Raw genomic sequence first — 24,757 nt, 5'->3', positions numbered from 1 at the left:
CGATCACCAGCCCAGATGGCGGCGTTCCGGGTCGAGGTGGATGCCGGAGTTGACGTGCAGGCGGCAGCCTTCGTGCCCGGGGGCGTCTGCCAGGCGGTCGAGCAGGGCGGCGCCTTCGCGGACAGGGTGGTCGAAGGCGTCAGAGGCGACGAGGCAGCGGCCGGTGCTGACCGTGATCACCACGCCGCCTGGATCGGGCCCGGCCAGGTCCTCGTCATCGGGGGCGAGGAACGGGGCCGAAGAGGATTCCGCATCGCGGCAGCGGACGTACTCCGGGTCCAGCCCGGCGTACTCGCGCAGTTCGGTCGAGCCGTCGTACAGCCAGCGGACCTGACTCCGGTTCCCCGGCTTGTAGTAGGTCAGCCCGGCCATGGACGCTCGACCCGAGCCCCGGCCGCCGGGCGGACGGGCGGACGGGCGGACGGGCGGACGGGCGGACGGGCGGACGGGCGGACGGGCGGACGGGCGGACGGGCGGGCTGAGGGACGGATACCGTGCCTGCGGTCTCCACGGTGGTCATTCGGCCGGGTCGTTGCCGGCGGGTACGTCGACGCGGAGCATGGACAGGGCCGCGGCCCGGCGTCCGGAGTCGGTGCGCCGCCCCGCCCGCCGCAGGCCGACCTTCCTGTACCGCTCGACCATCTCGGTGCTGGCCCAGTCGCCGGTGATGTCCCTGATCTCCCCCGCCGTGTACCCGGCGGCACCGAGGTCGGTGGGGACGCCGGCGCGCAGGCCGTGGGCGGTGATGGCGTCGGCGACGTCGACGCCCGCCTCACGGGCGCGGGCCTTGACGATGGTGTTGACGGCCTGGCGGGTGAGGCCCAGGCCCGTCCTGGCACTGACCGGGCGGAGGTTGTCCCACTGGTCGACGCTCCGCAGCAGGGGGAGGTGGCGGGCGTCCTGGCCCCGCTCCTCGAGGTCGTGCAGCCACGCGCGGAGGGCGGCGAGGCAGGCCGGGTCGTCGATCTCGTACTCGCGGCCCGCGTCGTTGCGGTCGTTCTTGCTGATCCGCTTGGTGACGACGACCAGCTCGCCGGAGACGAACTCGAGGTCGCCCACGCGCAGGGCGGTCAGCTCGGAGGCGCGGGCGCGGATGTGGTAGCCGAGCAGGAGGAGGACGCGGTCGCGCCGGCCGGTGGAGGTGCCGGCGGGGCAGACGGCGAGCATCCGGACGAGGCGCTGGAGGTCCACGGGGGCGGAGGAGCGCTGGCCTCGGCCGGCCGCGGCCCAGGCGTAGCGGTGGTCCTGGTAGATGGTCAGGGCCGGGGCGGTGTCGGGGGTCTGCTCGTGGCCGGCGCGGGCGTTCCAGCTGCGGACGGCGGCGATGGCCATCCGGAGGGTGCCGGGCGGGGCGTCCTGGCGGCGCAGGTGCGCGATGTAGGAGGCGAGGTTCTTCGACGTGGTCGGGGGGCCGGGGTGCCGTCCGTTCTCCACGCACCACTGGGCGAACATCTTCCACCGCGTCCGGTACGTCTCCCGGGTGTTGGGGCGGCCGGTGCTGGCCAGGTCCTGCGCCGCCTCCGGGGTGAGGGTGTCGTTGATGTCGACGACCTCGACGACGGCCGGTGCCGCCTCCCGGGCGGCGGGGAGGCGCGTGGGGGCGGGCGGGTCGTCCACCAGTTCCGCGTCGACGACCGCGTCGCGGGTCGTGTCGGCGACCGTTTCGGCGGGGTGCCCCGTGGTGGTCTCGAGCTCGGATCCGCTCACGCACGCTCACTTTCCATAAGTGGAGTTATGGAAAGTAATAGCAGACCGTCCGGCCCGCCGGAACCCTTTTCACAGAATGTGAATCGACGTGATGAGACGGAATCAGGCTCCGTGGCGGGGAGGAGGACCAAGGCTCCGGACACCGCCGATCTCCTGTGCAAGGCGCTCCCGAAGATCGGCACGATCAACACATCGCCGCTGGTCAGGGAGTTGCGAGCGCTCCACGACGCCACCGGGGCGCGGCCCCCGTGCCCGATGGCACCGTGCTCCACGGCGCCCCGCTGCGGGCAGAGCGGCACACCCGCCGGCGGCCCTTGCCCGCCCTGCGACCGAGGCGCACCCGCTCAGGGAGGACCCGAGGAGGGCTGCCGTCGGCCGGAGCATCCCGGTCCGCTGGTGGCGGCCGGCGACGGCCCCGGTCCGCCGTCGGAGGGTCATGGCATCCGTCCGGTAATTCCGTTGTCCGGAGCCGACGTCGCGGGAGACCATGCGCGTTTGTGACCTCGCGAGCAGACGCACCCGTTGCCGAAGCGGCCCCGCCCGCCCCCGCCGTGGCCGTCGCCCCCTCCACCCCGGTGCACCGGGACGGCAACGTCCTGCGCTGGCTGATCGCCTACACGCTCTCCGTGGTCGGCGACGCCGCCTACTTCGTGGCGCTCGGCTGGGCCGCGCAGAAGGTGGCCGGACCGGCCCAGGTCGGCCTGGTGATGGCGGTCGGCGCGATACCCCGGGCGATCCTCATGCTCGGCGGCGGCGTGATCGCCGACCGGTTCGGTCCGCGCAGGGTGGTCATCTCCTCCGACGCCGTCCGCGCCGTGGTGATCCTCGCAGCCGCCGCAGCGCTCGCGTTCAGCACCCCCGGCCTCTGGCTGCTCGTCGCGCTCGCCCTCGTCTTCGGCGTCGTGGACGCCCTGTTCCTGCCGGCGGTCGGAGCCATGCCTCCCCGGCTCACCGGCCGCGACCAGCTGATGCGGGTGCAGAGCCTGCGCAATCTGGTGCAGCGGTCCGGCCACATCACCGGTCCGCCGCTCGCCGGGTTCTCGATGGGGCTCGGCGGCCCCGCCGCCGCGTTCGCCGTGACCGGCGTCCTCTTCACCCTCTCACTGCTCCTCCTGGTCGCGGTCCGGCTCGCACCGCTGCCGCCCGAGGAACAGCCCGCCGCGGACTCCACCGCCCGCCGCGACCTGGTCGACGGCATCGTCTACCTGCGCCACGAGCCCATCGTCGGCCCGCTCGTCCTCTCCGGACTGCTCTCCATGATCGGCTGCATCCCGCCGATGGCGATCGGCGTCATCCTGCTCGCCGAGGAACGCGGCTGGGGCCCATCCGGCGGCGCCTGGGTGAACGCCGCCCTCAGCACCGGCGTCTGCACGACCTCGCTCCTGCTCGCCGTACGCGGACGCTTCCCCCGGGCCGGCCACTGGCACAACATCACCCTGCTCGTCGCCTCCGCCGGCATCGGCCTCATCGGCGTCATGCCGAACCTCGCCCTCGCGGTCGCCGTGGCACTCGTCGCCGGCCTGGTCTCCGGCCTCTGCGGCGGTCTGGCCGTGGCCCTGATGCAGGCCCGCACCGCCCTCGCCTTCCAGGGCCGGGTCGCCTCCGTCCAGGCCCTCAGCGCGGTCGGCATCACCCCGGTGATGTTCCCGTTCTTCGGCCTCCTGGTGGAACGGTGGGGCGCCGGCCCCACTTTCCTCCTCTTCGGCTGCATCAGCATGCTCGGCGCCACGGTCTCCACCGCCTCCCACGCCGTCCGCCACGCCGACCTGGACTTCACGAGGACCGCGGACTGACTCCGGCTCCCGGCCGGGGCACCTGGGGTCCCCTTTCAGGGATCACCCGGGTGGCAGATCGTGGTGGCGTGGTACGCCGCCATGAACTCACCGGCCGGGACCGGAAGTCACCCGCTCCGCCGATACCCAGGGCCGTGACGAGGTGCCCTGCGACCGCGGCGGGGCGACTGCCACTGTCGGACCCGGGTGGCAGCATCACCGAAGTGAACGCCCTGAGGCGTCCTCAACTCACCTCCGCAGCAACCGAAGAGGAGCATTCCCCTTGCGACTGCATCGCGTAGCGCCCGGCATCGCCGCGGGCATCCTCGCCCCGGCCCTCCTGCTCGCCACCCCGTCCTTCGCCACCACGGCGGCACCGACCGCGGTGACGGCGCCCGCGGTGACGGCTCCCGCGGTGTCCTCGTCCGCGGACGAGCCGGACACCGACGACCTGAGGGTGGCCATAGCCCGGATCCTCGCCGACCCAGACAGCGGCCGGCGTGTGACACGAGAAGCCAACGCCCTCCTGGACGCCAACGACCCCGACGCGATGCGCGCCTGGCTGGAGACCGGCTACCGCATCGCCCAGGCCGAGGACGACCGCGTCGCCATCAACCGCATCCTCGCCGACCCCGACAGCGGCCGGCGTGTGACACGAGAAGCCAACGCCCTCCTGGACGCCAACGACCCCGACGCGATCCGTGCCTGGCTGGAGACCGGCTACCGCATCGCCCAGGCCGAGGACGACCGCGTCGCCATCACCCGCATCCTCGCCGCCCCGTCCATCAGCCCGGCCCTGCGCGCGGCGGCCAACGCCGCCCTCGACGACAACACGCCCGAGGCACTGCGCCACTTCCTGGAAGTCGGCAGGTACCAGGTCGCCTGACCGGCACGGCGCCGCACCACGGCGCGTCGCCCGGGTGGCACCCCCTGCCGCACGCCCGGTCGCCGGAACTCCGAGAATCCGGGCGGGGCCGCCTGCACCTCTGTGTGCCGGCGGCCCCGCCCGGCAGGCCCCGTGCCGGCCCGGCCCCCTCCGCAGAGCTCTGTGTCCCCGCCGCCCGGTGCGGCACGGGCCACCGACACCTCCGACAGCAGAAAGCACATTCTTCGATGACCACACACCCCCTACGCACCGGGCGCAGCGGTCCGCCGCCCGCTTCCGTCGTGACCGACCTGCCGTTCAAGCCCCAGCTCGTCAGAGCGGTGTTCAGGGACGTGACCTCGTTGCACGTCTCCCGGCCGGCCGCGTGGGCCGCCGCGTCGGTGACGCGGACCGTGCTGACGGAGATCATCGACGGCGCGAGAAGCGCGGCGGCCGAGGAGGCCAGGAAGAGGCTGACTCCCAAGGACCTCATCTCGGCGATCGACCGGAACGTCGAGGTGGAGGTGGGATCGGCGTGGTACCTGCACAGCCCGACCTTCCACGGCCTGATGGGCGAGCTGCGCAACGCCGATGGTGCGCTCGTGTCCCTTCGTGAGCGCCGCGGGACGCGTACGCCCAGTGGCGTGGCCGGCGCCCACCGGTTCGAGGCCGGGGTGCGGAGGCTGCTGGGGAGCCGGGGGGTGAGGGCGGTCCCGGCGATGGTCCGCGACCTGGACGGAATCGCGAGCGTGTTCCTGACGGACCTGGCCCGGGACGCGGCCAGGGTCGTCCGCGAGGGCGGGGTCAAGCGGTTCGGGACGGTCGGTCTGGTGGTGCCGGGCGAGCCGGCCCCGGCCCCGCCGCTCGAGGACTCCCTCCTCGCCCTGTCCACCCGCCGCGGAGACGGGCGGACCGTTGACGGGAACGACATCCTGGCCGCCGTCACGATGCAGCTGTTCGGCGACCTCAGACAACGCGCCATCACCGAGGCAGCCGAGATGACACGGAACCCGTCGGCCAACTGACCGGGCCCGCCCCTGCGCTCTGCCCGCTGCGCACGGTTCCCGCGTGTGCGCGGCTCCCGGAATCCGCCGCCCGCATCCGGCTCCGGCCGGCCCGCGAGAACGGGCTCGTCACATGGGCGCGGACCGCCGGCCGCAGGCACCCCACGGGGGAAGACCTCCCTTACTAATCATTTCAGAATGAGTTCTGGTTCAAGGGCTTGGCAGTTGGGGCGGGCGGCAGAGTTCCGCAGGGGTCGGATGATCCTGTGCCCGATGACCTGTGGGATCGCGTGGCCCCGCTGCTCCCTCCTCGCCCGCCGCGGAGTCGGCGACGTCCAGGCCGCATGCCGGCGGGATGACCTCGTGGTTCCGCGCGGGATCGTCCACGTCCTGCGCACGGGGGTGACCTGGGCAGACGTGCCGACCGAGACGATCGGCCGCAGCGGGGTGACGTGCTGGCGACGTCTGCGGGGCTGGACCGAGGCCGGCCTCCGGCCCTGCCTGTACACCCTCCTCCTCGCGGAACTTCGTCGGTCGATCGCGGCCGCTCCGGCAGCAAGCACCACCTGATCACCGACCGCCACGAAACGTCTCGCGCGGTGGCCGTGACCAACGGAAACCGTCACGACGTCATCCAGCTCACGCCCTTGCCGGACACGATCCCTCGCATCCGCGGCCTGGTGGACCGACCCTTGTCGGCAGCCGGTGGCGGTCATGCCGGGTCCTGGCGCTCCGCTCGGGTGCGGCCTGCCTTGACGGCGTCGTCCGGCGCTACTTACTCTAACAGCGTTAGAAATTCTAACGACGTTAACTCGGCGTGGTGCGGACCGATGTCGCGCCGTCCCGGAGCAAGGAGACCCACATGCGTACGCGTACTTTCGTTCCCGGCCTCGCTGTCGGGGTGGCCGCGGCGGCTCTGATGGCCGGCACCGTCGGTGCCGGACCCGCGGCCTCTTCCGAGGCGTCGCACGGCCCGCAGGCCGCGCAGGCCGGGGCGCGGCAGGTTGTGGGCGCGGCGAAGCACGACGAGAAGGATCGGGTGCCATCGATCGGGCGGCGCTGGGCCGCCGCGTGGACGACGGGCGACACCCGCGATCTCGCCCGTCTGTACACCAAGGACGCGGTCTACACCGACCGTGCCGTCGACTTGGTGTTCCGCGGCCCTGAGGGGATCGAGGAGTGGGAGACCGGATCCCATCAGCTCATCGAGGATCTCGGGTTCGAGGCGACCGGGGGGTTCCGCGGACGGGACGGGGTCGTGGTCGAGGGGGTATTCACCGGCCACATCGTCGGTGCGCCTCGTCCGTTCGCGGTCCCGCTCGTGACCGTGCTGCGGTTGCGCGGAGACCTGATCCGGTCGAGCAATGACTACTACAACCGGACCGAGATCCTGAGCGATTCCGGCCTGCCCGCGGACTGGACCCCGCCCGGCAATTGATGTCACCCGCCGGGCCCGCCCCCGCGGGGCGGGCCCGGCGTGAGGTGACCGCGGTCGCGGGTGGCAGTCGTCCCGCCCCGGTCCGGTTCGAGCGGTTGTTCTCCACCGGGACCGGGCGGCGGCACCGACGGACGGACCGGCGACGGGTCCCGGCCCGGTTTCACGGAAACCGGACCTGAGTCGTTTCGATGCCTACGCGTTCACCGGGAGGTCGGCCCGCCAGCCGCGAAGCAGTGTGCGCATCGCCTTCTGGGCGAGCTGCTGGGCGCGCTCGTTGCCGACGGTGCCGATGCGGCCGAGCGACGCCATGCCGGACAGCGTGCCCCAAACGATGTCGCAGGCTTCATCGAAATCGGCCAGGACCACGTCATGGGCGTCCGACCACGTGGTGAGGAGTTCCCTCAGGAGGTCGATCATGGGAGCCGCCGCGCGCAGGCGCTCATCCGCGTCGACGGTGTCGCCGTTCATCACCTGATACAGGTGCGGGTGCTCGCCGGCGAACCGGACGCTCTCGGACGCGAGCAGCAGGAAGCGCCGGTCGATGTCGGGCTCCTCGGCGGCCTGCTGCAACTCGGCCATCATCAGGCGGTGGCCGTGAGCGACGAGCTCCAGCACGAGCGCTTCCTTGTTGGCGAAGTGCTGGTAGACGACGGGTGCGGAGTACTCGACGGCGGTTGCGATGCGCCGGATCGTCAATGCCGTGACACCCTCGTTCTCGAGGATGTGCAACGCGGCCTCGATGATTCGTTCGCGGGTGTTCGCGCGTTCGCGGGCCCGTCTGGCGCTGGTCGGCATCGTTGGCACCTCGCTTCCAGCATGTCCTCGACACGAGCCGCCGGCGTCGGCGCACCGTCACGGCACAGCCATCCTAACAACGTTAGAAGGTCTCGGCGGAACAGGCCGTACGCAGCACGACCGGCTCCCCGGGGGTGCGCCGTCGCCCCGGGCGGACCCGCCGCTTCCGAGGCCGCAGAACCGGCCGCTGTGGAAGGGTGACCACCGAGACGTCGCCCGGCGCGGCCGGCGACCGGCCCGCGACCTGGGCCGGCGGACCGCACCACGCCGGCGGACGTGACCGCCGGCGGTACCTGTCGTGGCCGTACCGGCACAAGGGTGAGAGAGCGCGACTCCCCGTCGACCCGGTGTTCGAGCCGGCGCGACGCCGCGGTCCCGAGGACCTTCGCGTGTCGGCGGCATCGCGGCGGGGCCGGACCGCGCAGGTACGGGGCGCCCGTCCCGAGATGGCCGTCAGTACGCCCCGAACGACCAGAAGAGGCCTGTCTCTTCGTCGTTCACCGCGACCACGCCCAGGTCCTCGAACATGTCGAGGCCGGCGATGTACTCGCGGGTGTGGAAGCGGTGGGACGCGGTGCCCTGGAGTCCGGATGCGAGGAAGTCCGGTGCCGGATCGGAGGCGGCGGCCGTCGCGTTGGTCCAATAGCGAGCACTGGGCCCGTACCGGTCGAGCAGCAACCGGGCATCCGCCAACAGGGCGTCCCGGTCGGGGCGGGAGCGGACGGGGGACGACTCCCCCTGCCACTCCTCCGCCATGACGGCCAGCGCGGCGGCCGCCGCCTCCGCCTCCAGGGGGTACAGGTGAGCGTGCAACAGCACCGGGTCCGGCGGGTCGAAGGGGTACGCGGGCACCGTCCGGCGGGCGGGGTTGGTGCGGTCTCGGTCCAGCCGGACCCAGCCGCGGGGATCGGCGACCCTTCGGTGCAGCACGGCATGGACGTCGTGCGCCCAGTCCTTGTGCCGTCGAGGGCCGGTGGCCACGAAGGTGTACGTGTCGTCCAGCAGCCGCAGCGCCGCCGCGTTCCAGGGGCTGCGACGGGAACGGAACTCCGCCAGCAGACCGCCGACTTCCCGGCAGAAGGTGTCCTTCGGTTCGCGCGGGACGCTCCGGAGCCGGTCAAGGGCCCAATGGAGGAGCTCGTCCTCTTCTTCCGCCGCGAGGCCGGGCGGCTCCGGCGGGAGCGTGGCGTCCGTCGCGTCCCACAGCGCCTCCAGATGGGCGTCCAGCAGGTCCAGGGCCTCCCGGCCGGCAGGTGCGGACATCTCGTCGCTCCAGGTCGTCACCATCAGGCGGCGCCGCCTGCGGGGCGAGCGGTGGGAGGTTCGCTGAGCCGGTCCGTCACCGCTGATGCGCTCGCCCGGCTCAGCCGGCGCGTCAAGGAGGCGCAGCCGCGGGCGGGGCGTGACCGGTCCTCGTCGGCTCCCTCGAGGAGGGCTGCCGGACGGCCGTCGGTGGCAGTGGCCAGGAGGTCCGTCCACGGCACGGTGGTGGCAGGAGCCGTCCGGTCCGGCGTGGGACGAGCGGTGGCTGTTGGTGTCAGGGTCATTCGTCGTCCGCCGGGTTCTTCAGGACCTCGATCACGCTCGCATAGCTGTCGGAGCCGTGGCCTGCGGCCTTGGCCCGCTCCATGGTGGATCTCAGGAGTTCGGGCAGGGCGTTGTCGATGCCGCGGGCCTCCGCGGCGTGGATGAGATGGTCGATGGCCGCGGCATGCACGTCAACGGTGGCGTCGTCGCCCGGGTAGCGGCCGGCGTCCACCTGGGGCGCGTAGGTGGTCAGGAAGCCGGTCACGGTGGTCAGCCAGCGGAGCGCGACGGGGGTGAAGGCCGTGGCCGGCGTCTTCTCCGTGCCGACCAGCGCGGTGCCGTGCAGCCAGCCGGTCATGGTGGACCACATCAGGCCGAGCAGGGCGGCGTCGTAGAGGGAGGCCAGGCCCGGGTCGGTGCCCAGGTGCAAGGGGTCCCCCAGGGACGCCAAGGTCGGACGGTGGGTTTCGAAGACGGCGTGCGAACCGCTGTAGAGGAACATCGTCTCGGAGCTGCCGACCCCCGGCGGGGTGGTCATGATAGCGCCGTCGAGGTAGTCGGCGCCGTGCGACCGGGCCCACGCGTCGGCCTCATGGGCCTGCTCCGGGGAGCCGGAGGTGAGGTTGACCAGGGCCTTGCCCGCGAGGGAGCCGGCAGCGGGGTCGAGGACGGCGTGCAGCACCTCGTAGTCCAGTACGCAAGCGATGGTCAGCGGGCTCGCCGCGATCGCCTCCTCGGGTGTCGCGGCCAGGCGGGCCCCCTGGTCCACCAGGGCCTGGGCCTTGTGCACCGAGCGGTTCCACACGGTGGTCTCGTGGCCCCGCTCCAGCAGGACGGCGGCCAGCGCCGAGCCCATCGAGCCCAAACCGATGACGGTTACAGCCGGGCGATCAGAATGCATGTCACGACTCCCTGTAGGTCCGCCTGCGGCGGTCGGTCACGTAGGGACCAACATCCCAGCGCGCGGCGGCCGGGAACAGTGACACCGGTGACGGCGGCCACCAAATTCCTGCCATACCGTTCGAGGCATGAACCCTGGTTCCGTCGCCGTGGTCGTGACCGAGGAGATAGGAGTCCCCTCATGGGACCTGTACGAGTTGAGCATTCCCTGCACCGTCTTCGGGAAGCCGCAGCCGGACCTGGCCGATCCCTGGTACGACCTGCGGCTGTGCAGTACGGGGAAGGGCCGGCAGGACAGTTCTCCGGCCGATACGGGGTTGTCACTGCGGACCCGCTACGGGCTCGATGACCTCGTCGGCGCCGACACGGTCATCGTGCCCTCGGTACCCGACCCCTGCGTCGACGAGGGCAGACCGCTGCCGGCTGCACTGATCACGGCCCTGCGCCGTGCCCACGACGCGGGCGCCCGCATGGTCTCCCTGTGCACCGGTGCCTTCGCGCTCGCCGAGGCGGGGCTGCTCGACGGACGACGCGCCACCGCCCATTGGATGCACACCGCTCAACTGGCCGAGCGCTACCCGAAGGTGCAGGTCGACGACTCGGTGCTGTACGTGGACGACGGTGACGTGCTCACCAGCGCCGGGCTGACCGCCGGGCTCGACCTCTGCCTTCATCTGGTGCGCCGTGACCTGGGCGCGCGCGTCGCCAATCAGCTGGCCCGTCGGATGGTGGTGCCCGCCCACCGGCGTGGTGGCCAGGCCCAGTTCATCGACCTGTCCGTGCCCGCCACCGACGACAAGAGCCTGGGGCCCGTCCTGGACTGGGCCTGTGCGCACCTGGACCAACCCCTGACGGTCGAGGATCTGGCTCAGCGCGCGGCGATGAGCCCGCGGACCTTCCACCGGCGACTCCAGGCGGCCACCGGGACGACCCCACTGCAGTGGCTCCTCAGCCAGCGCCTGGGACGGGCCCAGAACTTACTGGAATCGACGGACCTGCCCATCGAGAAGATCGGGGAGCTGAGCGGTCTCGGCACCGCGAACAACCTCCGCCACCACTTCCTCAAACAGATCGGGGTGTCGCCGAGCCACTACCGGCGGACCTTCCCCCGGTCAGTGCCCGATTCATCTCTCCCCCCGCTCGGGAATCGGGCCCGGGACGGAGAGGCCCGACGGCGGATCGGCCGCGGCGCATCCGATGCCCCGGTGACTCCGAAGGCGACGGAAGCAGACGGTTGAGACCGTGTCCTACGTGGTGGGGGCGCGGGCGGGCCGCGCGTAGCGGCGGAGGGCGGCGGCGAGGCCTCTGCGGGCGATCCTGACTCCCGTACGGCGCGGGCCGTCTCGTCCGGGTACTCGCGGGAGGACACGACGAGATGAACCGGCGTGGGGGGGAAGGCCCGTTCGGCCCGCTGCTGGAGCAGGCCGACTCTCCGGTCGTTGATGCGCTTGCACGGATGGCCCTCCAGGACTCCCTCGTGGATCGAGAACATCCGCAGGTCGGTGAGCGTGACCGGACGACCGGACGAGAGGACCATGTGACTCAGTGACATGCCGGCATTCCGGGCGCGCGATGCGCCCTCGATGCGCGGCCTAGCCGACCAGGCGGCGCCGCCAGTCCAGGGGCGTGACGGTGATGGCCCGGTCCGGGTCGTGGTCCCACTCGACCGGGAGTCCGACCGCTTCGAGGGCGGCCACGACCTCACGGCCGATGGCCGCGGTGGTTCCGCGCGAACCGTCGAAGCCGCCGTAGAGAAGCGTCAGCCCGTGACCGGCCGCGGCGGCGTCCGTGCACTGGGTGTGGAAGTAGACGAAGCCGCGGGCATCGGGTCCGCCCTCGGCGCCGATCTCGGCCTGGCCACAGGTGCGGCAGCAGGTGAAGTTCTCGCGGGCGGTGATGCCGGACTCCTGCAGGGCGGCGAACGCACGGGTGAGCCGCTCGGGATCGGTCTCCCCCTCCCAGGTGGTCTGCTCCGCCACCCGCTCGAGCCACAGGCGGTCGGCCAGCGCCGCCGCCTGCTCCTTCGAGACGGGCCGACGGTCCTTGGTGACCAGGTACTCCTCGGCGATCTCGGCCAGTTCGGCCCGGGTGGCATAGCCGCCCGCCAGCACCTCGCGGACGCGCCGCTCCAACTCGGTGAGCTCGTCCTCGGCGAGCTCGAGCGGCGGCACCTCACGGGCCGGGCCCATGTCCAGCAGCGACCAGGCCAGGCCCGCCTCCCATCCGGTCTGCCGACGGGACCAGCCGGTCAGCGCCGCGGCCACGGTCTCCGGCCCGTCGACCATCACCTGGAAGTGCCGGTCAGCGGCGCCGTCGCGGTACTCCAGCGTGTAGTCGCCGCCGGCCTTGTGCCAGACCTGGGCGAAGACGTCCGGCAGGTCGGGTATCCGCTGGAGCACCAGGTACCGGTCGCCTTCGTCGCCTATCCGCCGGACCAGTGCGCCCAGCTCCTCCGCGGGCACGCGGACGTGCCGCTCCCCGTTCTCCGTCTCCACCACGATCTCGAGCATGCCCGGACTCTGCCACACGCCTCCGACACCTCGGCCGGGGGGCTCGACGCGGCCACGACCGGAGCATCGGCCGCCGCAGACCGTGCCGTCCGCAGCACCCTGGAGGACCGGCCCTTCAACCTGCCGTGCGTGGACCGCTACGACCCGGTGTGGGTGCCGTTCGTAATCGGCCGGGAGGAGTTCGAGGCTCAGTGGACCCGGGCCGTCCACGATCCGAACCGCTGAGATCAAGGGTCTGCCCGACGATCCCCTCCGGGGGCGGCCCACCGCGCGGCACGAGCCCGCCGGGCTCCCCCATCGGGCAGGAGGGGGGTTCCTGTCGCGGCGCGGTTCCCGCACCGGTTGCCGGGCGAGGCCGAGGGCCGGGTGGCGTGGCCCCCGGGGACCGGCCTCATGGTTCAGGGGGCGGCGACGAGTGCGCGGATGAGCCGCTGGACCCGTGCCCGCGGATCCGGTGCGCCCGCCCACCCGGTCATCAGCAGATGGTGCAGCGTCCCCACCAGGGCCAGCGCGACGCACTCCGCGTCCACCGCCCGTCCCACGCGCCCCAGCCGCTGCTCCTCGCGCAGATAACCGCTGATCGACCGCTCGACCACGCCGAAGCCCGGCGCACCCGCCTGCCAGGCTTCGCGGATCCGCCGCGAGGCCTCCGGGCGGGTCACGGCCAGCCCCACGACCCCGGGATCCAGCGACAGGACCACCGACGCCACTGACGCGAGGTTGTCCGTCACGGCTCCCGCGCCCGCCCGCCCCGGCAGGCCCTCCGCCAGCGCCGCGATACGGGCGAACCGGTCCAGGACCAGTTCGGCGACGAACTCGTCCAAGCCCGCGAAGTGGGTGTGCAGCACTCCCTTGGCGCAGCCCGCCTCGCTCGTGACCGCCCTGCTGGTCAGGGCGGCAGCGCCGTCCCTGGCCAGGACGCGTTCCGCCGCGTCGAACAGGAGCTCACGCAGATCGGGAATCGCGACTCCACGCGGTGACATCAAGTCCCTCCCAGGACAAGGGGATTGCCAGTATGGGCGTACGCCCATACTGTTTGGGCGTACGCCCATACTACGGGGTCCACCCCACTCCGCCGGAGGTCCTCTCGCATGCACGGCATCGCCAACACAGCTCAGGCACAGGCATGGAACGGCCACGAAGGCTCCCACTGGGCCGCCCACCAGGACCGCTGGGACGCCGTCAACGCAGGCTTCAACCAGCCCCTGCTCCACGCCGCCGCCATCGGAGCCGGCGAACGCGTCCTCGACATCGGCTGCGGCGCCGGAACCACCACCCAACTGGCCGCCCGCGCGGCCGCCCCCGGCCACGCCCTCGGCCTGGACCTCTCCGCGCCCATGCTGGAGCGCGCCCGTACGCGGACGGCCCGGGACGGCATCCCCAACATCTCCTTCGAGCACGGCGACGCCCAGGTCCACCCCCTCACCCCCGGCGCCTTCGACGTCGCGATCAGCCGCTTCGGCATCATGTTCTTCGACGACCCCGTCGCCGCCTTCGCCAACATCGCGACAGCGCTGCGCCCCGGCGGGCGCATCGCCTTCCTCAGCGCCGCCGAGCCCGAGGGCAACCAGTGGCTGCAGGCCCTCACCGCGCTCGACGACATCCTGCCCATGCGGGGCTTCGGCGCCCCCGGAGCCCCGGGCATGTTCTCCCTCGCCGACGCCGGCACCGCGACCGCGGCGCTCACCGAAGCCGGCTTCCAGGACGTACGGGCCGAGCACGTCCAGGCGTACGGAACCTGGGGCCGCGACGCCCGGGAAGCAGCCCACTTCCTGCTCGACTCCGGCCCCGGCCGCCACCTCCTGGAGCAGGTCGGCCCCGACGACCAGGACCGCGCCCGCAGCCGTCTCGTCGAGCGGCTCCGGCCGTACCGGACCGACGGCGCCCTCCGGCTCCGCAGCACCGCCTGGCTCCTGACCGCCACCCGCACGGACTGACCCGGTCGCTCCCGGTGTGGGAGGATGCCGTCCATGATCGATGTTCGAAGGGACCGTGCCGCGTAGGACGCCGGCTTCGCTCCGGCCGCGGGAACGCGGCTGGAGGAGCCCCTGGGTGCGTTATCGCGATGTCCCCGGCCTGTCGGGGTCGGCGAACGCGGCCGTCCGCGTGCTCGAGCGGGACCGGCTGACGCCGGGCGTCGTGTCCGTCGCACTGAGCGTGTGGTCGTCCCACGCCCACGGCACCCGACGCCGGTGGAGGCCGTGGGAGGCGGAGTTCACCTGCTCGTGCTGCGGCGAGGAGTGGGCCCGGGACAAGCTGCGGGAGGCCCTGTCCATGCTGCCGCCGAGGGCCGCCGCCGAACTGCGGGTGAAGGTCGAACGCCTGGACGAGGTGCTCCTCGAACGAACGCACCACGTTCCCACGACGATCCGGAGTCCGCATGACGGCATGTAGATCCCGGAGAATCGGGCAAGTATCTGTCGGAAGGCTCCATGAGAATCACCATTGAAGGCGCGTCGGAGGAGTTCGAGCGGAAATTGCTCGCGCTGCTCGCCGAGCACCGCCACGAACTGACCGTGAGCACGGGCACCGAGTGGACGGCCGAGCGGGCCGAGCGCTACCTGCGCTCGCTGCCCGCCGGCGCCCGCCGGTTCGCCGAAGTCGTCGTGGTCGACGGCGACGGCCACGCCGACGCCGACCGGCTGCGCAGCATCGTCGGCAAGCTCAACGGCCCGACCGTCGCCCTCTCCCGTGCCCTGCCGCGCGGTGTGCGCGAGGGCTGGTGGCCGGAGGGGACCACCGCACCCATCACCGTGGTCTACGACCCGGACAACCCCAGCTGGCAGAAGGCCGTCGCCTACGAGATGGCGAAGGAGAACGTGCCCGTCTTCCGCGCCGCCTTCACCCGCCTGGCCGGCGACAGCCGACAGGCGGAGCACGGCGCTGCGGCGCCCGCGTCGATGGGGTGAGGCAAGACGCCGGCGCCGCGCCAGGTCAGGCCCCGGCGCCTCCCCGCCTTGCGCTGGAGGTACTCGCACCGGTCGCGCAGCGCCTTCCGCCGCTGCCGGCTCCCCCGGCACCGCTTCGCACGCTCCCGGGCGGCCAGGCTCCGGAGCTTGGTGTGGCCGGAGAGCTCCAGGAAACTCCGGACCAGGCCGGCGAGGATGAGCAGCGACTCGACCATGAGTCGCCGGGGGCGAGGAATCCGTGACCGTACGCACCTCGCGGGCGGACTTCAGGGACACCTGCTGAACGCGGCTCGGCCCCGCCCCGCTGGTGTGTGACATCCAGCGGGGACGGGGCCGACGGGCGGGAAGGGCCGCTTCAGGAGGCGGAGTCGACGGCCTTCCCCAGGATCTCGTGGTACTCCTCCGCGGAGTCCTCCTTGAGGCCGTCGAGGAGGAACCGGACGAGCCGTGCCCGGTGTTGTGGCTGCATCCTCCTGCGCAGGTGCCCGGCGACGTAGAAGGGATCGTCGTAGGGCAGCGGCTTGGGCTGCTGGCGCTCCGGACTCTGGCTCTGGAGCCGTTCCTGGTCGTCGGCACGGGCGCCCTGCGTCGCTTCCGGCGGTCCGGTCCGGGGTTCGGGGAGGCTGCCGGGCTGCTCCCGGAGCGTCTCGGTGCCGAGGGAGGCCGTCCCGGCATCGGGCTGCTCGGCCGGAGGAGTCATTACCGGGTAATGACCCGTCGGTCCCTCGCCGCCCTGCTCGGCGAGGGCGCCGGGCACGTTCCCGCCGGTCGTCTCCGCAGAAGCTATTACCGGGTAATGACGCCCGGAGCCCTCCTCGGCCGGGTGAGTGGGGACGCCGGACGCCTCGTCGGCTGCCCTTGAGGGCCGCTCGGCCGCGGTGGCCTTCTCCTCCGCGGCCTTGCGCTTCATCTCCTCCAGCGCGGCGGCCTGTTCCTCCTGCGGCTTGTTGCCGACTGCGCGCAGGAACTTGATGGGCTCTTCGCCGATCCTCTCCTGGAGCTCGGGCGTCAGATTGAGCAGGGCGAGCCGCTGGGACACCCACCCCTGCGACTTGTGGAGCCGCTTGGCGAGGGCCGCCTGGGAGCCGTGGATGCCCAGCAGGCGCTGCAGGGCACGGGCCTCGTCGAGTTCGGGGAGGGCGTTGCGGTGGATGTTGGCGACGAGGGCGGACTCGAGGAGTTCCTCGGAGTCGGCGCCCTGCTCGTCGTCCACCCACACCTTGATGTGGGTGAGCCCGGCTTCACGGGCGGCGGCCAGCCGGCTGCTGCCGTCGATGACCACGTGGGTGGCGTTGGGCTCCAGATCAGCGGCCTTGGTGGGGTTGGCCTTGAGGTAGGCGTCCCGGTTCATCACCGTGATGGCCTGCTTCTGCCCGTGCTCCTTCAGGCTCCCGGCGAGTTCGCCGAGATCACCGAGGCTGGAGCGGGGGTTGTCCGGGTTGGGGCTGATCCGGTCGACGGGCAGCTGGGTGGGAGGGGCCACCCCCTCCGTCGGCACGCCGGTCGCGGCGGCGACCGCCTGGCGGCGGGCGCTGACCGGGGCGGCGGCGCTGCTGCCGAACCGTCCGGCGCCGAGGGTCTTGGCCTTGCTGCTCACGCGACCTCCCGGGCGAGTGCGCGCATGCTGACGGACTGGTCGCAGTTGGGCGCGTAGGACAGCAGGGGCCGCTTCACGCGGACCGCTTCCTTCTGTTCCTTGCGGTCGGTGACGAGGCCGACGACGCGCGGGTCCTTTATGTCGACCCAGCCCTGGAGCGAGGACGTGGCGATGAAACCGCGGCGTCCGTCGTAGAGGTTGACGACGATGCCGAGGTAGTCGATGTCGAGGGCGAGGTCGTTGCGGAGGTCCTCGATCTGCGTGGTGAGCAGGTCGTAGGCGTCGGCGGAACTGTCCTCGGCCTGGACGACGATCAGCGCGCCGGAACGGCCGGCCTCCTCGTTCTCACGACGACGCCCGTAGTAGGCGGCGGCGTCCATGCTGAGGCCGAGGCTGGGCGGGCAGTCGACGAGGATGACGTCGTAGTCGTCCTCGAGCGGGAGCAGGGCCCGCTCCAGCGCGGCTTCGCGGGCGCGGACGCTGGAGAGGCGGACGTCCAGGAGGAACGCGTCATTGCAGGCGGGCAGCAGGTGGAGGCGATCGCCGAACGTCTCCGGCTCGACGGAGACGATGAGGTCGCGCAGATCGCCCTTGGGGTTGCCGCCCATGTGGTTGGTCAGGCTGTCGCCGTCCATCGGCAGGGGGGCCGCGCCGAGCTGGTTGGTGAGGTGGCACTGGGGGTCGAAGTCCACCAGCAGGACGCGCAGTCCGGGGCCGGGGAGGTTCTCGATCTCCAGGGGGTCGGCGACGAGGACGGTGTCGCCGTCCTCGTGCCGCCCCTGCTCGGCGGCCTGGAGTGCCTGCTGGAGCTGCTTGGCGACGCGGACGGGGTGGAGCTGGTCGGCGGATTCGGCGAGGGCCTCGCCGAGACCGGCCGTGATGGCGGTCTTGCCGACGCCGCCCTTCTGGTTGCAGACGATGATGCGCCGGGTGACGGCGGGCCGCTTGATCTCCGGTGCGGGGTTGGCGTCGAGCCACAACTGCACAGACTGGGCGAGCCCCTGGGCGAGGGAGACCCCGCGCTGGGAGGCGATCTGCCGGAACTCGTCCCACTGCCCGGGAGGCAGGAAGGTGGCGAACGAGTCGGCGCCCGCGGTGTCGATGGGGTCGGGGGAGGAGGCGAGCCGGCACCAGCGGGTGATGCCCTGCTCGACGGCCTTCTGGATCTCGATGCCGTGCTGTGCGGCTCGAACCTTGAGGTTCTGCCGGAGCCATCCCGGCAGCTTGGAGACGACCTTTTCGCGGTCGGAAGTGGCTGGCGAACTCATGGGAGATACCTTACTAACGTCCTGGCCAGAAGGAAGCACCGGCACGTTGGGTTGGTCAAGTTTCCACCCGTGAGGGTGCATCACCACCCGGGCGGCCGTCATTACCGGGTAATGACGGGGCGTCGTCCATTACCCGGTAATGGCCGGAAGCCCTTGAGGGCCAGGTCGGGTTCTTGGCCAGGTGGCACCGGCCGACCTCAGCCGGGTCGACGACATGGATGGCCACCACGACGGCGAACACGGCCCCAACGACTACGGATACAGCCTGCGGCACGCGCACGACGCAGCCGGCACCGAATACGCTCCTTGCGCCTGCAGGAAACACCCTCGCCCGCCATCCCCGAAGGAGGTGCACATGCTGGGACTGCTGGGCTTCTACGACGAACTCGACAAGCACCCCGGCCAGCCCAACGGATCCATCCACGATGCCGTTCGGCCTGTCGGCGAGCCGGACGAGGCGGACCTGGTGGCCTACCTCGATGCCGGTCACGTCCTCCTCGACGTCATGGAGGGCGGGTGCGACATCATCACCGGGAACCCGCACCGCCATGGTCTGGGCTGCTCATCGCCGGTGACCGACGGAACGTGGCTCTGGCGTCTGGACACTCCGCACTACCTGGAGACGCACCACGTCCTGCTCCCCGGGGCGTTCCTCGAGCACGTACGAGGTCTGAACTACCGGATGCCTGCCCTCGTCACCGAGCAATTCGCTCCCCGCTACAACGCGACCATGCCGCTCATCGGCTGGGCCTCCGCCGTCCCGTGGCAATCGACCGAGGCCGTGCGGGAGCCGGAACCACGAGTGGTGACCAGCAAGGCCGAGTTCGACGCGGCGGTGCTGGCACAGGCCCGCAACCGGCCTCACGGCCACTGGTCCAAACCTCGCAAGCCGAGGAGAAGGTGAGCCGACTCGGCTGGGCTGTCCCGCAAGGGCCCTGTGGGCCCAGGCATCAGCGGCGCAGGAGTACGGGACCGGCCACCAGCCCTCGGGGTCATTACCGGGTAATGACGAAGCCAAGCAGCGGATGAATGCTTGGTTCCGAGCAGGCCACCTCCTCAGCGAGGTCAGAGGCCTTCGTCTCATCTCACCGCAGCCGAGACGCACCCCGCAGTGGGCTGGACACCATTACCCGGTAATGGACAGCACGGCACCCCGGGGGCAATGCCGCATTGGCAGGCCTGGCTCCGGGGCACCGGCAGCCATTACCGGGTAATGAAGGCAGACCTGCGAGCACCGTCAGCAGGAACATGACCATCGTGAACGGACACGGCCGGCTGGCGACTGCGGCAGCCGCCTGCGGTTGTCCACGGACGGCGCAGCGTCCCGAGCGAAGGCCAGTCCTCCATGTCGAGCGCAGCGAAGTCTGTTGACGTGGGGGACTTGGCCGAGGTCCAGGTGCGGCGGCTGGCGGCCTCCTCGACACAGGCGCGAAAAGTCCTCTTCAGGTCCCAGGACAGGACCACTCGGTCGTGCTCGTAGGACGAAGTCATGGTGTGGATCTGCGGGCGGTCTCCGGCGCGGACGGAGGAGGCACACCACATCAAGTCTTCAGCGGCGCGGCCGGCCTTGCCCAGTTCGGTGGGACGCCAGGACGGGGGAAGTTCGCGGTGTCGAGGTAGGTGTTCCGGGCGCTCTCCCCTGGCAGGTCTGAAACGAGACGAACCGGTCGCCGGGAGGGACCCTGCATCGGAGTGCACATGTCTGCTGGTGCTGCTCGGCGGCCGCGAAACCCCGGTGTCCGCTCAGGAGCAGCACGCAACGCTCGTCCCAAAGCCTGTCGGCCAGGCCACTGTCACCAACACGGCGAAACACCTGCTCACCCGCCTCACGAGAAGACCCCTCCGCACAACCCGGCGTGGCAGTCTCCACTGAGAGAAGGCCAAGAGACGAGCCATGTCCGCCGCTGTCGTTCATTACCCGGTAATGGCTCAACGTGCGGCCCGGCAGGTGTCCCTATGTCTTCGGCCAAGGGGAACGGGGGTGCGTCGGATCGGTGAGCAGCGTGTGGGGCATCGCGCGGGCCACGTCCCCGATGATGAATGCGTTCCTCGCGTCCGTCTTCACCTCGCCCGGATGGAGGTCGGCGATCCGCCACATCGTCAGCCCCGGCAGACAGGTGACCGGGCAGTCCATGGCGCGGGCCGACGGCCAGGGCGTTTCCTTTGATCAGCGGGCGGACCAGGTGGAGTTCCCCTGCTCTCCTCTATCAGCCCCTGGGACCGAGCTGACATCAGTGGCTGACACCAACAGCAACGTACCGATGCGGTTAAGCGGCTCCCGGCCAAAGTCACTCCGCCGAAATCTCGTTGAAGCGGGGCGGGACGACCGATGAGAAGCTGATACGCGATCTGTCTCACCGGGAGCAGCAACGAAGCGGCCGGATGGTCGCTGAACAAGGAGGCGAACACGATGGCGCGGTATCTGATCTCGTTCGACGACGGATCGATGACCTTCCCCGAGGAGGACCTCCCGGCGGTCAGCGAGGCATCCCACAGGGTGGTCCAGGAGGCCAAGGACGCAGGTGTGTGGATCTTCGGCGCCGGAGTGGAGCGTCAGCAGGCGAGCATCGTGGCCACCGACGGTACGGTCACGCACGGACCGTACCCCGAGACCAAGGCGGTCGTCGGCGGTTTCTCGATCATCGAGGTCCCGTCGCGCGAGGACGCGCTGATGTGGGCTGCGAAGATCGCCGAGGCGTGCCGGTGCGCGCAGGAGGTGCGCGAGATCATGTACGACCCGGAGAGCTGAGCCATCGGTCCAAGGAACAGAACCATCTCGGTGATGATCCGCCAGGTCGGATGACCTGAGTGCCTTAGGACCTGCCGTCAAAATGTGATCAGCCCTTCACTCCACTCTGACGGGTCACGGTCATCATGGGCTGATGAGTAGATATGCGGAGGTCATCGTCCTGGCGCGAAGGGCTGAGGAGGTCATGGAACCGCTCACCCGCCCCGATGAGGACCGGGACTGGCACCAATGCTTCACGCGTGTGGACGACGGCATGTTCGACGGGTCGCGCATGCCGTCCGTGGAGTGTTACGCGTGGGTCATCCAATTCATCCGCCACAACTGGCGCGGGTTGCTGAGCCATCTGGAGTCCCTGGCGTGGCCGGATCCGCATTCCGTTCAAGTCCTCGTTCGCGACGAGGACGACGACTGCTTCGGCCTCTGGATGATCTATGACGGCAAACTGGTCGAGGTATCACTGCCGCGCACCGAACGAGAGCCGTTCTCAGCGTCCGTTACCGGAGTCCTCTCCCGGACCGACCGTCGCGCCGGAGAGTGACGTGGCCCACGCTCCACCGGCGCTTCGCGCAGTGGAGCCGGACCCGTTTCTAGGCCAGGCTGCACCGCATCATCCTCGACGAACTCGGCGCGCTCGGTGCGCCGGACCGGTCCCGCTGCGCCATCGACTCCGTAAGCATCGGGGACGCAAAAAAGAGGGCTGCGCACAGGACCGAGTCCGAACGATCGCGGCAAGCGAGGATCGAAAATCCACCTGATCACCAACCGGAACGGACCCTCTGTCGCTGGGCATCTCCGCGGCCGACCTGCACGACAGCCAAGGTCTGATGCCGCTCGTACGAGGTACACCGCCGATCCGGTCCCGCCGGGGCCCGCGTCGCAGGCGACCTGGGAAACTCCATGGCGACAAGAGCTACGACCATGACCACCTACGCCGATGGCTCCGTAGCCACGACATGCGCCACCGCATTGCCCGTGAAGGCGTCGAATCCTCACAACGGCTCGGTCGCCACCGATGGGCGGTCGAGCCAACAGTGTCCTGGCCGGCGGGCTGCCGCCGCCTCCACCGCCGCTACGAGCGCAAGCCCGAGCGCTTCCTGGCCTTCGTCGGCATCGCTGTCCTCCTCATCGGCCATCGGCGCCTCACACGGATCCGATAGCTCACTGGTCTGAGGCGTTCTTCTCGGCCAGGATGCGCTCATGGACCAACCCGCCACCATCGCCTGGAAGTACATGGCGAGCCTCATCCGGGTGGAAGATCTGCCCATGGTGGCGGCCCACCTACTGGCTGCCGGCCACGACTCTCCTTCACTGCGTGACCTGGCCGGCCGTTCCCGGCATGAGCACCCAGCAGAGATCCGCCAGCTCTTCGGGCACACCATGGAGGAGCTCGGGATCCAGATCCCGGACTACGAGACCGCTGAACGTTGCCTCCTGCATCACATGGCGACACAGTTGTCCGCCGGTGCCATGTCACTGAAGGAGACCACAGCTCGAGTCTGGCAGGGGATCGAGGCGGTGACGGATCCTGAGCGGAAGTTCGTGGCGGCCGTGGGCCTGGAGTACCACCTCGACTACATGTCCCCCGAAGAGATCCGGGCCTGGGAGAACGCTGTACGCCTCGCCGCAACGACTCTGTCCGGAGCAGCCTTCCCGCATGCGCAGTGACCCCAGCGAAGGCCAATCCACCACTTGCCGAAGCAGACCGTGCCTTCTCCCATTACCGGGTAATGACGCGCGCCTCACCGCAGAGGAACTCATGACCTGCCTCCGGCCACAAGTCGGCTGCCCATTACCCGGTAATGGGAGAGCGTGTAGGAGCGATGGGGGATGCCCGAGCAGCAGAGTGCCCAGCCGCTGATCAGCGCAGCATCCCGGCGGGTCCCTGCGAAGCTGTGAGACAAGAACTCACGTCAGGCCGCCGATGCCGCGTCCCGCAAGAACTCCAACCGCCGAACGACGGGGCCGGTCGTCGCAGGATGAGGACCGAGCACGGCGGACCGCCGGCGGAGAGACCGATCCGCCGGAGCGGTGCCTTTCCACCGCACCCGACAGCGGGACAGTTATTACCGGGTAATGACACGCCGATCGTTCTGGCCCCCGACCGTGGTCAGGGAGTCGGGCCCGTCGTCCCCACGATGGCCCGCAATGCCGCGAGGTGACCCTGATATGCCTCCTGGCCCTGCCCGGTCAGGCGAAGCCATACACGTTGCCGGGTGTCGCGCACGACCTTGCGCTGCTCGACGTAACCGGCGTCCATCAGCACCGTGATGTGCTTGCTCAGCACCGAAGCGGACACGCCGAGCTGTCGCTGTACCAGGCCGAACTCCGCCTCGCCCGCCGTGTCCAGCAGGGCGCAGATGCGCAGCCGATTGGGCGCGTGGATGACGGCGTCGAAGCCGGCCAGCGGGTCCGTCGGCTGACCGGTGACGCCCGGACCGGCGGTCACGCGAACCTCCGGTGCAGACGGACGAAGGCGAGGTGGAAGCCGACGGACGTGGCGACGCCGATCAGCGAGGCCAGGACCGGCCGCCCCGCTCAGCCCGTCGGCCAGGCACTCGAAGCCGAAACCGGTACACAGGCGCCTCTGGATGATCAATTCCAAGGGTGCGGCTGAGGGCTTGAATCGGCGGCTCCTCGTGCTCCAGCCCTCGGTGCTCCCGTCGGCTGATTCTCACTCCTCCTGAGTGATGACATGGATGCGCCCAGCAGTTGACGCCTGTGGGGCAGTGGTGAATGAGACTGGAACTCCGTTGATCGAATGGGGATTTCAGGTGGATGGGTGGGATCGGGTCGGGCGGGTCGCGGCGTATGGGGCAGCGCTGGCGCTGACGCCCTACTTACTGATCAAGGTGTCGTGGGTGGTGGGTTCGCTCTTGGGGCTGCTGCCGGTCGGGACCGGGTTCGGGATGGCAGAGTGGGTGGTGCTCAACAGCGCCACGATCGGTATGGCAGGGACTGGGATCGCGGTGGCGCTCGCGCTGGCGCGGCCGTGGGGGATGCGCATACCGGGAGCGCCGTTGGCTTTCTGCGCTTGGGTTGGGACGGGGTTCCTCGTGCCGGTGTTGCCGTACGCCGTTCTCAGTTCGCTGCTGGGCTCGGAGGATGGCAATCCGACGAGCGGGAGCGACGCAGGCCCGTCGATGCCTGTCTGGGAGGCAGCGCTGATTCAGATCGGGTTTGTAGGCATGGGGCTGGGTCTGGCCATCGCGCTGCCCACGTACTTGCGGCGGCGCTGGCCGGACGCATTCGCGGGTCGGCTCGGGGACCGTGGGGAGGGCTCGCCAAGGGCGCTGCCATGGATGGCCGTGGTCGGCGTCGCAGTCGGTCTCATCTGGCTGTACTGGGCGGTGGGCGGCACCGCAGGTGTAGCCCACCGCGGCGAGCGGGACCTCGCTTGGTATGTGCTGTCCGGCGTCTTCGGAATCTGGGCGTTCGTAGCGTCCGCCGCTACCTGGGCTGCCGTCCGGGGCTGGCCCGCACGAGTCCCCCGATGGTGCCCGATGGTGCTCGGCTGGCTCGGCTCGGGCTCGTTGTTCGCCTGGAGCGGCTGGAAGCTTCCGTTCACCCTGTACCTGGCGGTCGCGCAGCCGGCCGATGCGGCCCTGCCGGAAAACCTCGCGCTCGCGGCGGTCCTGCATCTTGCAGCGGTGGGGGCGGGCGCCGCGATGCTGCGAGCGCTCGTTCGTACGCGGCTGGTGTCATCGAACTCGTAGCTG

General features: G+C 70.8%; 24 protein-coding genes and 2 pseudogenes. 15 read left to right on the top strand and 11 right to left on the bottom strand.

Annotated features, from left to right (window positions below; translation table 11 throughout):
* Positions 1-3 precede the first annotated feature (3 nt).
* Both A2U95_RS28265 and A2U95_RS28260 read right to left on the bottom strand, forming a co-directional pair.
* Entirely contained in the window at positions 4-372 is a 369-nt protein-coding gene (locus A2U95_RS28265) for a hypothetical protein (RefSeq protein ID WP_166028181.1), read from the bottom strand.
* Between the two features lie 144 nt (positions 373-516).
* The gene (locus A2U95_RS28260) at positions 517-1,707 is read right to left on the bottom strand and encodes a tyrosine-type recombinase/integrase (RefSeq protein ID WP_166028179.1); all 1,191 of its coding nucleotides are present in this window, start codon (positions 1,705-1,707) and stop codon (positions 517-519) included.
* 497 nt (positions 1,708-2,204) lie between these two features.
* Here A2U95_RS28260 and A2U95_RS28255 point away from each other — a divergent pair, with 497 nt between their 5' ends.
* From A2U95_RS28255 to A2U95_RS28235, 5 genes are all read left to right on the top strand, one after another.
* Positions 2,205-3,500, top strand: coding sequence for an MFS transporter (locus tag A2U95_RS28255; RefSeq protein ID WP_420857066.1), 1,296 nt, complete (start codon positions 2,205-2,207; stop codon positions 3,498-3,500).
* 262 nt (positions 3,501-3,762) lie between these two features.
* A complete protein-coding gene (locus tag A2U95_RS28250) occupies positions 3,763-4,365 on the top strand; it encodes an ALF repeat-containing protein (RefSeq protein ID WP_166028177.1) in 603 nt (200 codons plus the stop codon).
* A 227-nt stretch (positions 4,366-4,592) separates the two neighbouring features.
* Complete coding sequence (locus tag A2U95_RS28245) at positions 4,593-5,369, top strand: hypothetical protein (RefSeq protein ID WP_166028175.1); 777 nt, start codon at positions 4,593-4,595, stop codon at positions 5,367-5,369.
* Positions 5,370-5,546: 177 nt separating this feature from the next.
* The gene (locus tag A2U95_RS33085; RefSeq protein WP_420857065.1) at positions 5,547-5,918 is read left to right on the top strand and encodes a transposase; all 372 of its coding nucleotides are present in this window, start codon (positions 5,547-5,549) and stop codon (positions 5,916-5,918) included.
* Between the two features lie 292 nt (positions 5,919-6,210).
* Positions 6,211-6,786, top strand: a complete 576-nt coding sequence (locus A2U95_RS28235) for a nuclear transport factor 2 family protein (protein ID WP_166028171.1) — start codon at positions 6,211-6,213, stop codon at positions 6,784-6,786.
* 192 nt (positions 6,787-6,978) lie between these two features.
* Here A2U95_RS28235 and A2U95_RS28230 read toward each other — a convergent pair whose 3' ends face one another.
* From A2U95_RS28230 to A2U95_RS28220, 3 genes are all read right to left on the bottom strand, one after another.
* Positions 6,979-7,581: a TetR/AcrR family transcriptional regulator gene (locus A2U95_RS28230; protein WP_166028169.1), complete on the bottom strand. Its 603-nt coding sequence runs from the start codon at positions 7,579-7,581 to the stop codon at positions 6,979-6,981.
* A gap of 453 nt (positions 7,582-8,034) precedes the next feature.
* Positions 8,035-8,844: a hypothetical protein gene (locus A2U95_RS28225; protein WP_166028167.1), complete on the bottom strand. Its 810-nt coding sequence runs from the start codon at positions 8,842-8,844 to the stop codon at positions 8,035-8,037.
* A 280-nt stretch (positions 8,845-9,124) separates the two neighbouring features.
* A complete protein-coding gene (locus tag A2U95_RS28220) occupies positions 9,125-10,009 on the bottom strand; it encodes an NAD(P)-dependent oxidoreductase (RefSeq protein WP_166028165.1) in 885 nt (294 codons plus the stop codon).
* A gap of 148 nt (positions 10,010-10,157) precedes the next feature.
* Here A2U95_RS28220 and A2U95_RS28215 point away from each other — a divergent pair, with 148 nt between their 5' ends.
* The gene (locus tag A2U95_RS28215) at positions 10,158-11,246 is read left to right on the top strand and encodes a GlxA family transcriptional regulator (RefSeq protein WP_420857072.1); all 1,089 of its coding nucleotides are present in this window, start codon (positions 10,158-10,160) and stop codon (positions 11,244-11,246) included.
* Between the two features lie 354 nt (positions 11,247-11,600).
* Here the strand turns inward: A2U95_RS28215 and A2U95_RS28210 are convergent, their stop codons facing one another.
* Positions 11,601-12,518 carry a DUF6891 domain-containing protein gene (locus tag A2U95_RS28210; RefSeq protein WP_166028161.1) on the bottom strand — a complete coding sequence of 306 codons (918 nt, stop codon included), beginning with the start codon at positions 12,516-12,518 and terminating at the stop codon, positions 11,601-11,603.
* A gap of 398 nt (positions 12,519-12,916) precedes the next feature.
* The gene (locus A2U95_RS28205) at positions 12,917-13,501 is read right to left on the bottom strand and encodes a TetR/AcrR family transcriptional regulator (RefSeq protein WP_166028159.1); all 585 of its coding nucleotides are present in this window, start codon (positions 13,499-13,501) and stop codon (positions 12,917-12,919) included.
* 108 nt (positions 13,502-13,609) lie between these two features.
* Here A2U95_RS28205 and A2U95_RS28200 point away from each other — a divergent pair, with 108 nt between their 5' ends.
* The 3 genes from A2U95_RS28200 to A2U95_RS28190 all read left to right on the top strand — a co-directional run bounded on the left by A2U95_RS28200 (position 13,610) and on the right by A2U95_RS28190 (position 15,427).
* Positions 13,610-14,455 carry a class I SAM-dependent methyltransferase gene (locus A2U95_RS28200; protein WP_166028157.1) on the top strand — a complete coding sequence of 282 codons (846 nt, stop codon included), beginning with the start codon at positions 13,610-13,612 and terminating at the stop codon, positions 14,453-14,455.
* A 115-nt stretch (positions 14,456-14,570) separates the two neighbouring features.
* Positions 14,571-14,912, top strand: a complete 342-nt coding sequence (locus A2U95_RS28195; RefSeq protein ID WP_166028155.1) for a hypothetical protein — start codon at positions 14,571-14,573, stop codon at positions 14,910-14,912.
* 38 nt (positions 14,913-14,950) lie between these two features.
* Positions 14,951-15,427: a hypothetical protein gene (locus A2U95_RS28190; protein ID WP_166028153.1), complete on the top strand. Its 477-nt coding sequence runs from the start codon at positions 14,951-14,953 to the stop codon at positions 15,425-15,427.
* A 355-nt stretch (positions 15,428-15,782) separates the two neighbouring features.
* Here A2U95_RS28190 and A2U95_RS28185 read toward each other — a convergent pair whose 3' ends face one another.
* On the bottom strand, positions 15,783-17,024 hold the full coding sequence (locus tag A2U95_RS28185; RefSeq protein WP_166028151.1) for a ParB/RepB/Spo0J family partition protein: 1,242 nt from the start codon (positions 17,022-17,024) through the stop codon (positions 15,783-15,785).
* A complete protein-coding gene (locus tag A2U95_RS28180; RefSeq protein WP_166028149.1) occupies positions 17,021-18,292 on the bottom strand; it encodes a ParA family protein in 1,272 nt (423 codons plus the stop codon). The genes A2U95_RS28185 and A2U95_RS28180 overlap by 4 nt, the downstream gene beginning before the upstream one ends.
* Positions 18,293-18,647: 355 nt before the next feature.
* Here A2U95_RS28180 and A2U95_RS28175 point away from each other — a divergent pair, with 355 nt between their 5' ends.
* Positions 18,648-19,196 carry a hypothetical protein gene (locus tag A2U95_RS28175; protein WP_166028147.1) on the top strand — a complete coding sequence of 183 codons (549 nt, stop codon included), beginning with the start codon at positions 18,648-18,650 and terminating at the stop codon, positions 19,194-19,196.
* A gap of 1,095 nt (positions 19,197-20,291) precedes the next feature.
* Here A2U95_RS28175 and A2U95_RS28170 read toward each other — a convergent pair.
* Positions 20,292-20,447 (bottom strand): annotated as a pseudogene (locus tag A2U95_RS28170) (IS110 family transposase); the annotation flags it as partial.
* Between the two features lie 255 nt (positions 20,448-20,702).
* Here A2U95_RS28170 and A2U95_RS28165 point away from each other — a divergent pair.
* From A2U95_RS28165 to A2U95_RS28150, 4 genes and pseudogenes are all read left to right on the top strand, one after another.
* On the top strand, positions 20,703-21,041 hold the full coding sequence (locus tag A2U95_RS28165; protein ID WP_166028145.1) for a YciI family protein: 339 nt from the start codon (positions 20,703-20,705) through the stop codon (positions 21,039-21,041).
* Positions 21,042-21,174: 133 nt separating this feature from the next.
* A complete protein-coding gene (locus A2U95_RS28160) occupies positions 21,175-21,579 on the top strand; it encodes a hypothetical protein (protein ID WP_166028143.1) in 405 nt (134 codons plus the stop codon).
* A gap of 8 nt (positions 21,580-21,587) precedes the next feature.
* Positions 21,588-22,198: pseudogene (locus A2U95_RS28155) on the top strand (IS5 family transposase); the annotation flags it as partial.
* A gap of 40 nt (positions 22,199-22,238) precedes the next feature.
* On the top strand, positions 22,239-22,706 hold the full coding sequence (locus tag A2U95_RS28150) for a hypothetical protein (RefSeq protein WP_166028141.1): 468 nt from the start codon (positions 22,239-22,241) through the stop codon (positions 22,704-22,706).
* Between the two features lie 442 nt (positions 22,707-23,148).
* Here A2U95_RS28150 and A2U95_RS28145 read toward each other — a convergent pair whose 3' ends face one another.
* Positions 23,149-23,487, bottom strand: coding sequence for a transcriptional regulator (locus A2U95_RS28145; protein WP_166028139.1), 339 nt, complete (start codon positions 23,485-23,487; stop codon positions 23,149-23,151).
* Between the two features lie 304 nt (positions 23,488-23,791).
* On the opposite strand from A2U95_RS28145, the gene A2U95_RS28140 reads away from it, so the two are divergent.
* A complete protein-coding gene (locus A2U95_RS28140) occupies positions 23,792-24,754 on the top strand; it encodes a hypothetical protein (protein WP_240958259.1) in 963 nt (320 codons plus the stop codon).
* Positions 24,755-24,757: the final 3 nt, after the last annotated feature.

Origin of the sequence: Streptomyces chilikensis, assembly GCF_001642695.1 — a bacterium.
GTDB lineage: Bacteria > Actinomycetota > Actinomycetes > Streptomycetales > Streptomycetaceae > Streptomyces > Streptomyces chilikensis.
This window is presented reverse-complemented; position numbering and strand designations above follow the sequence as displayed.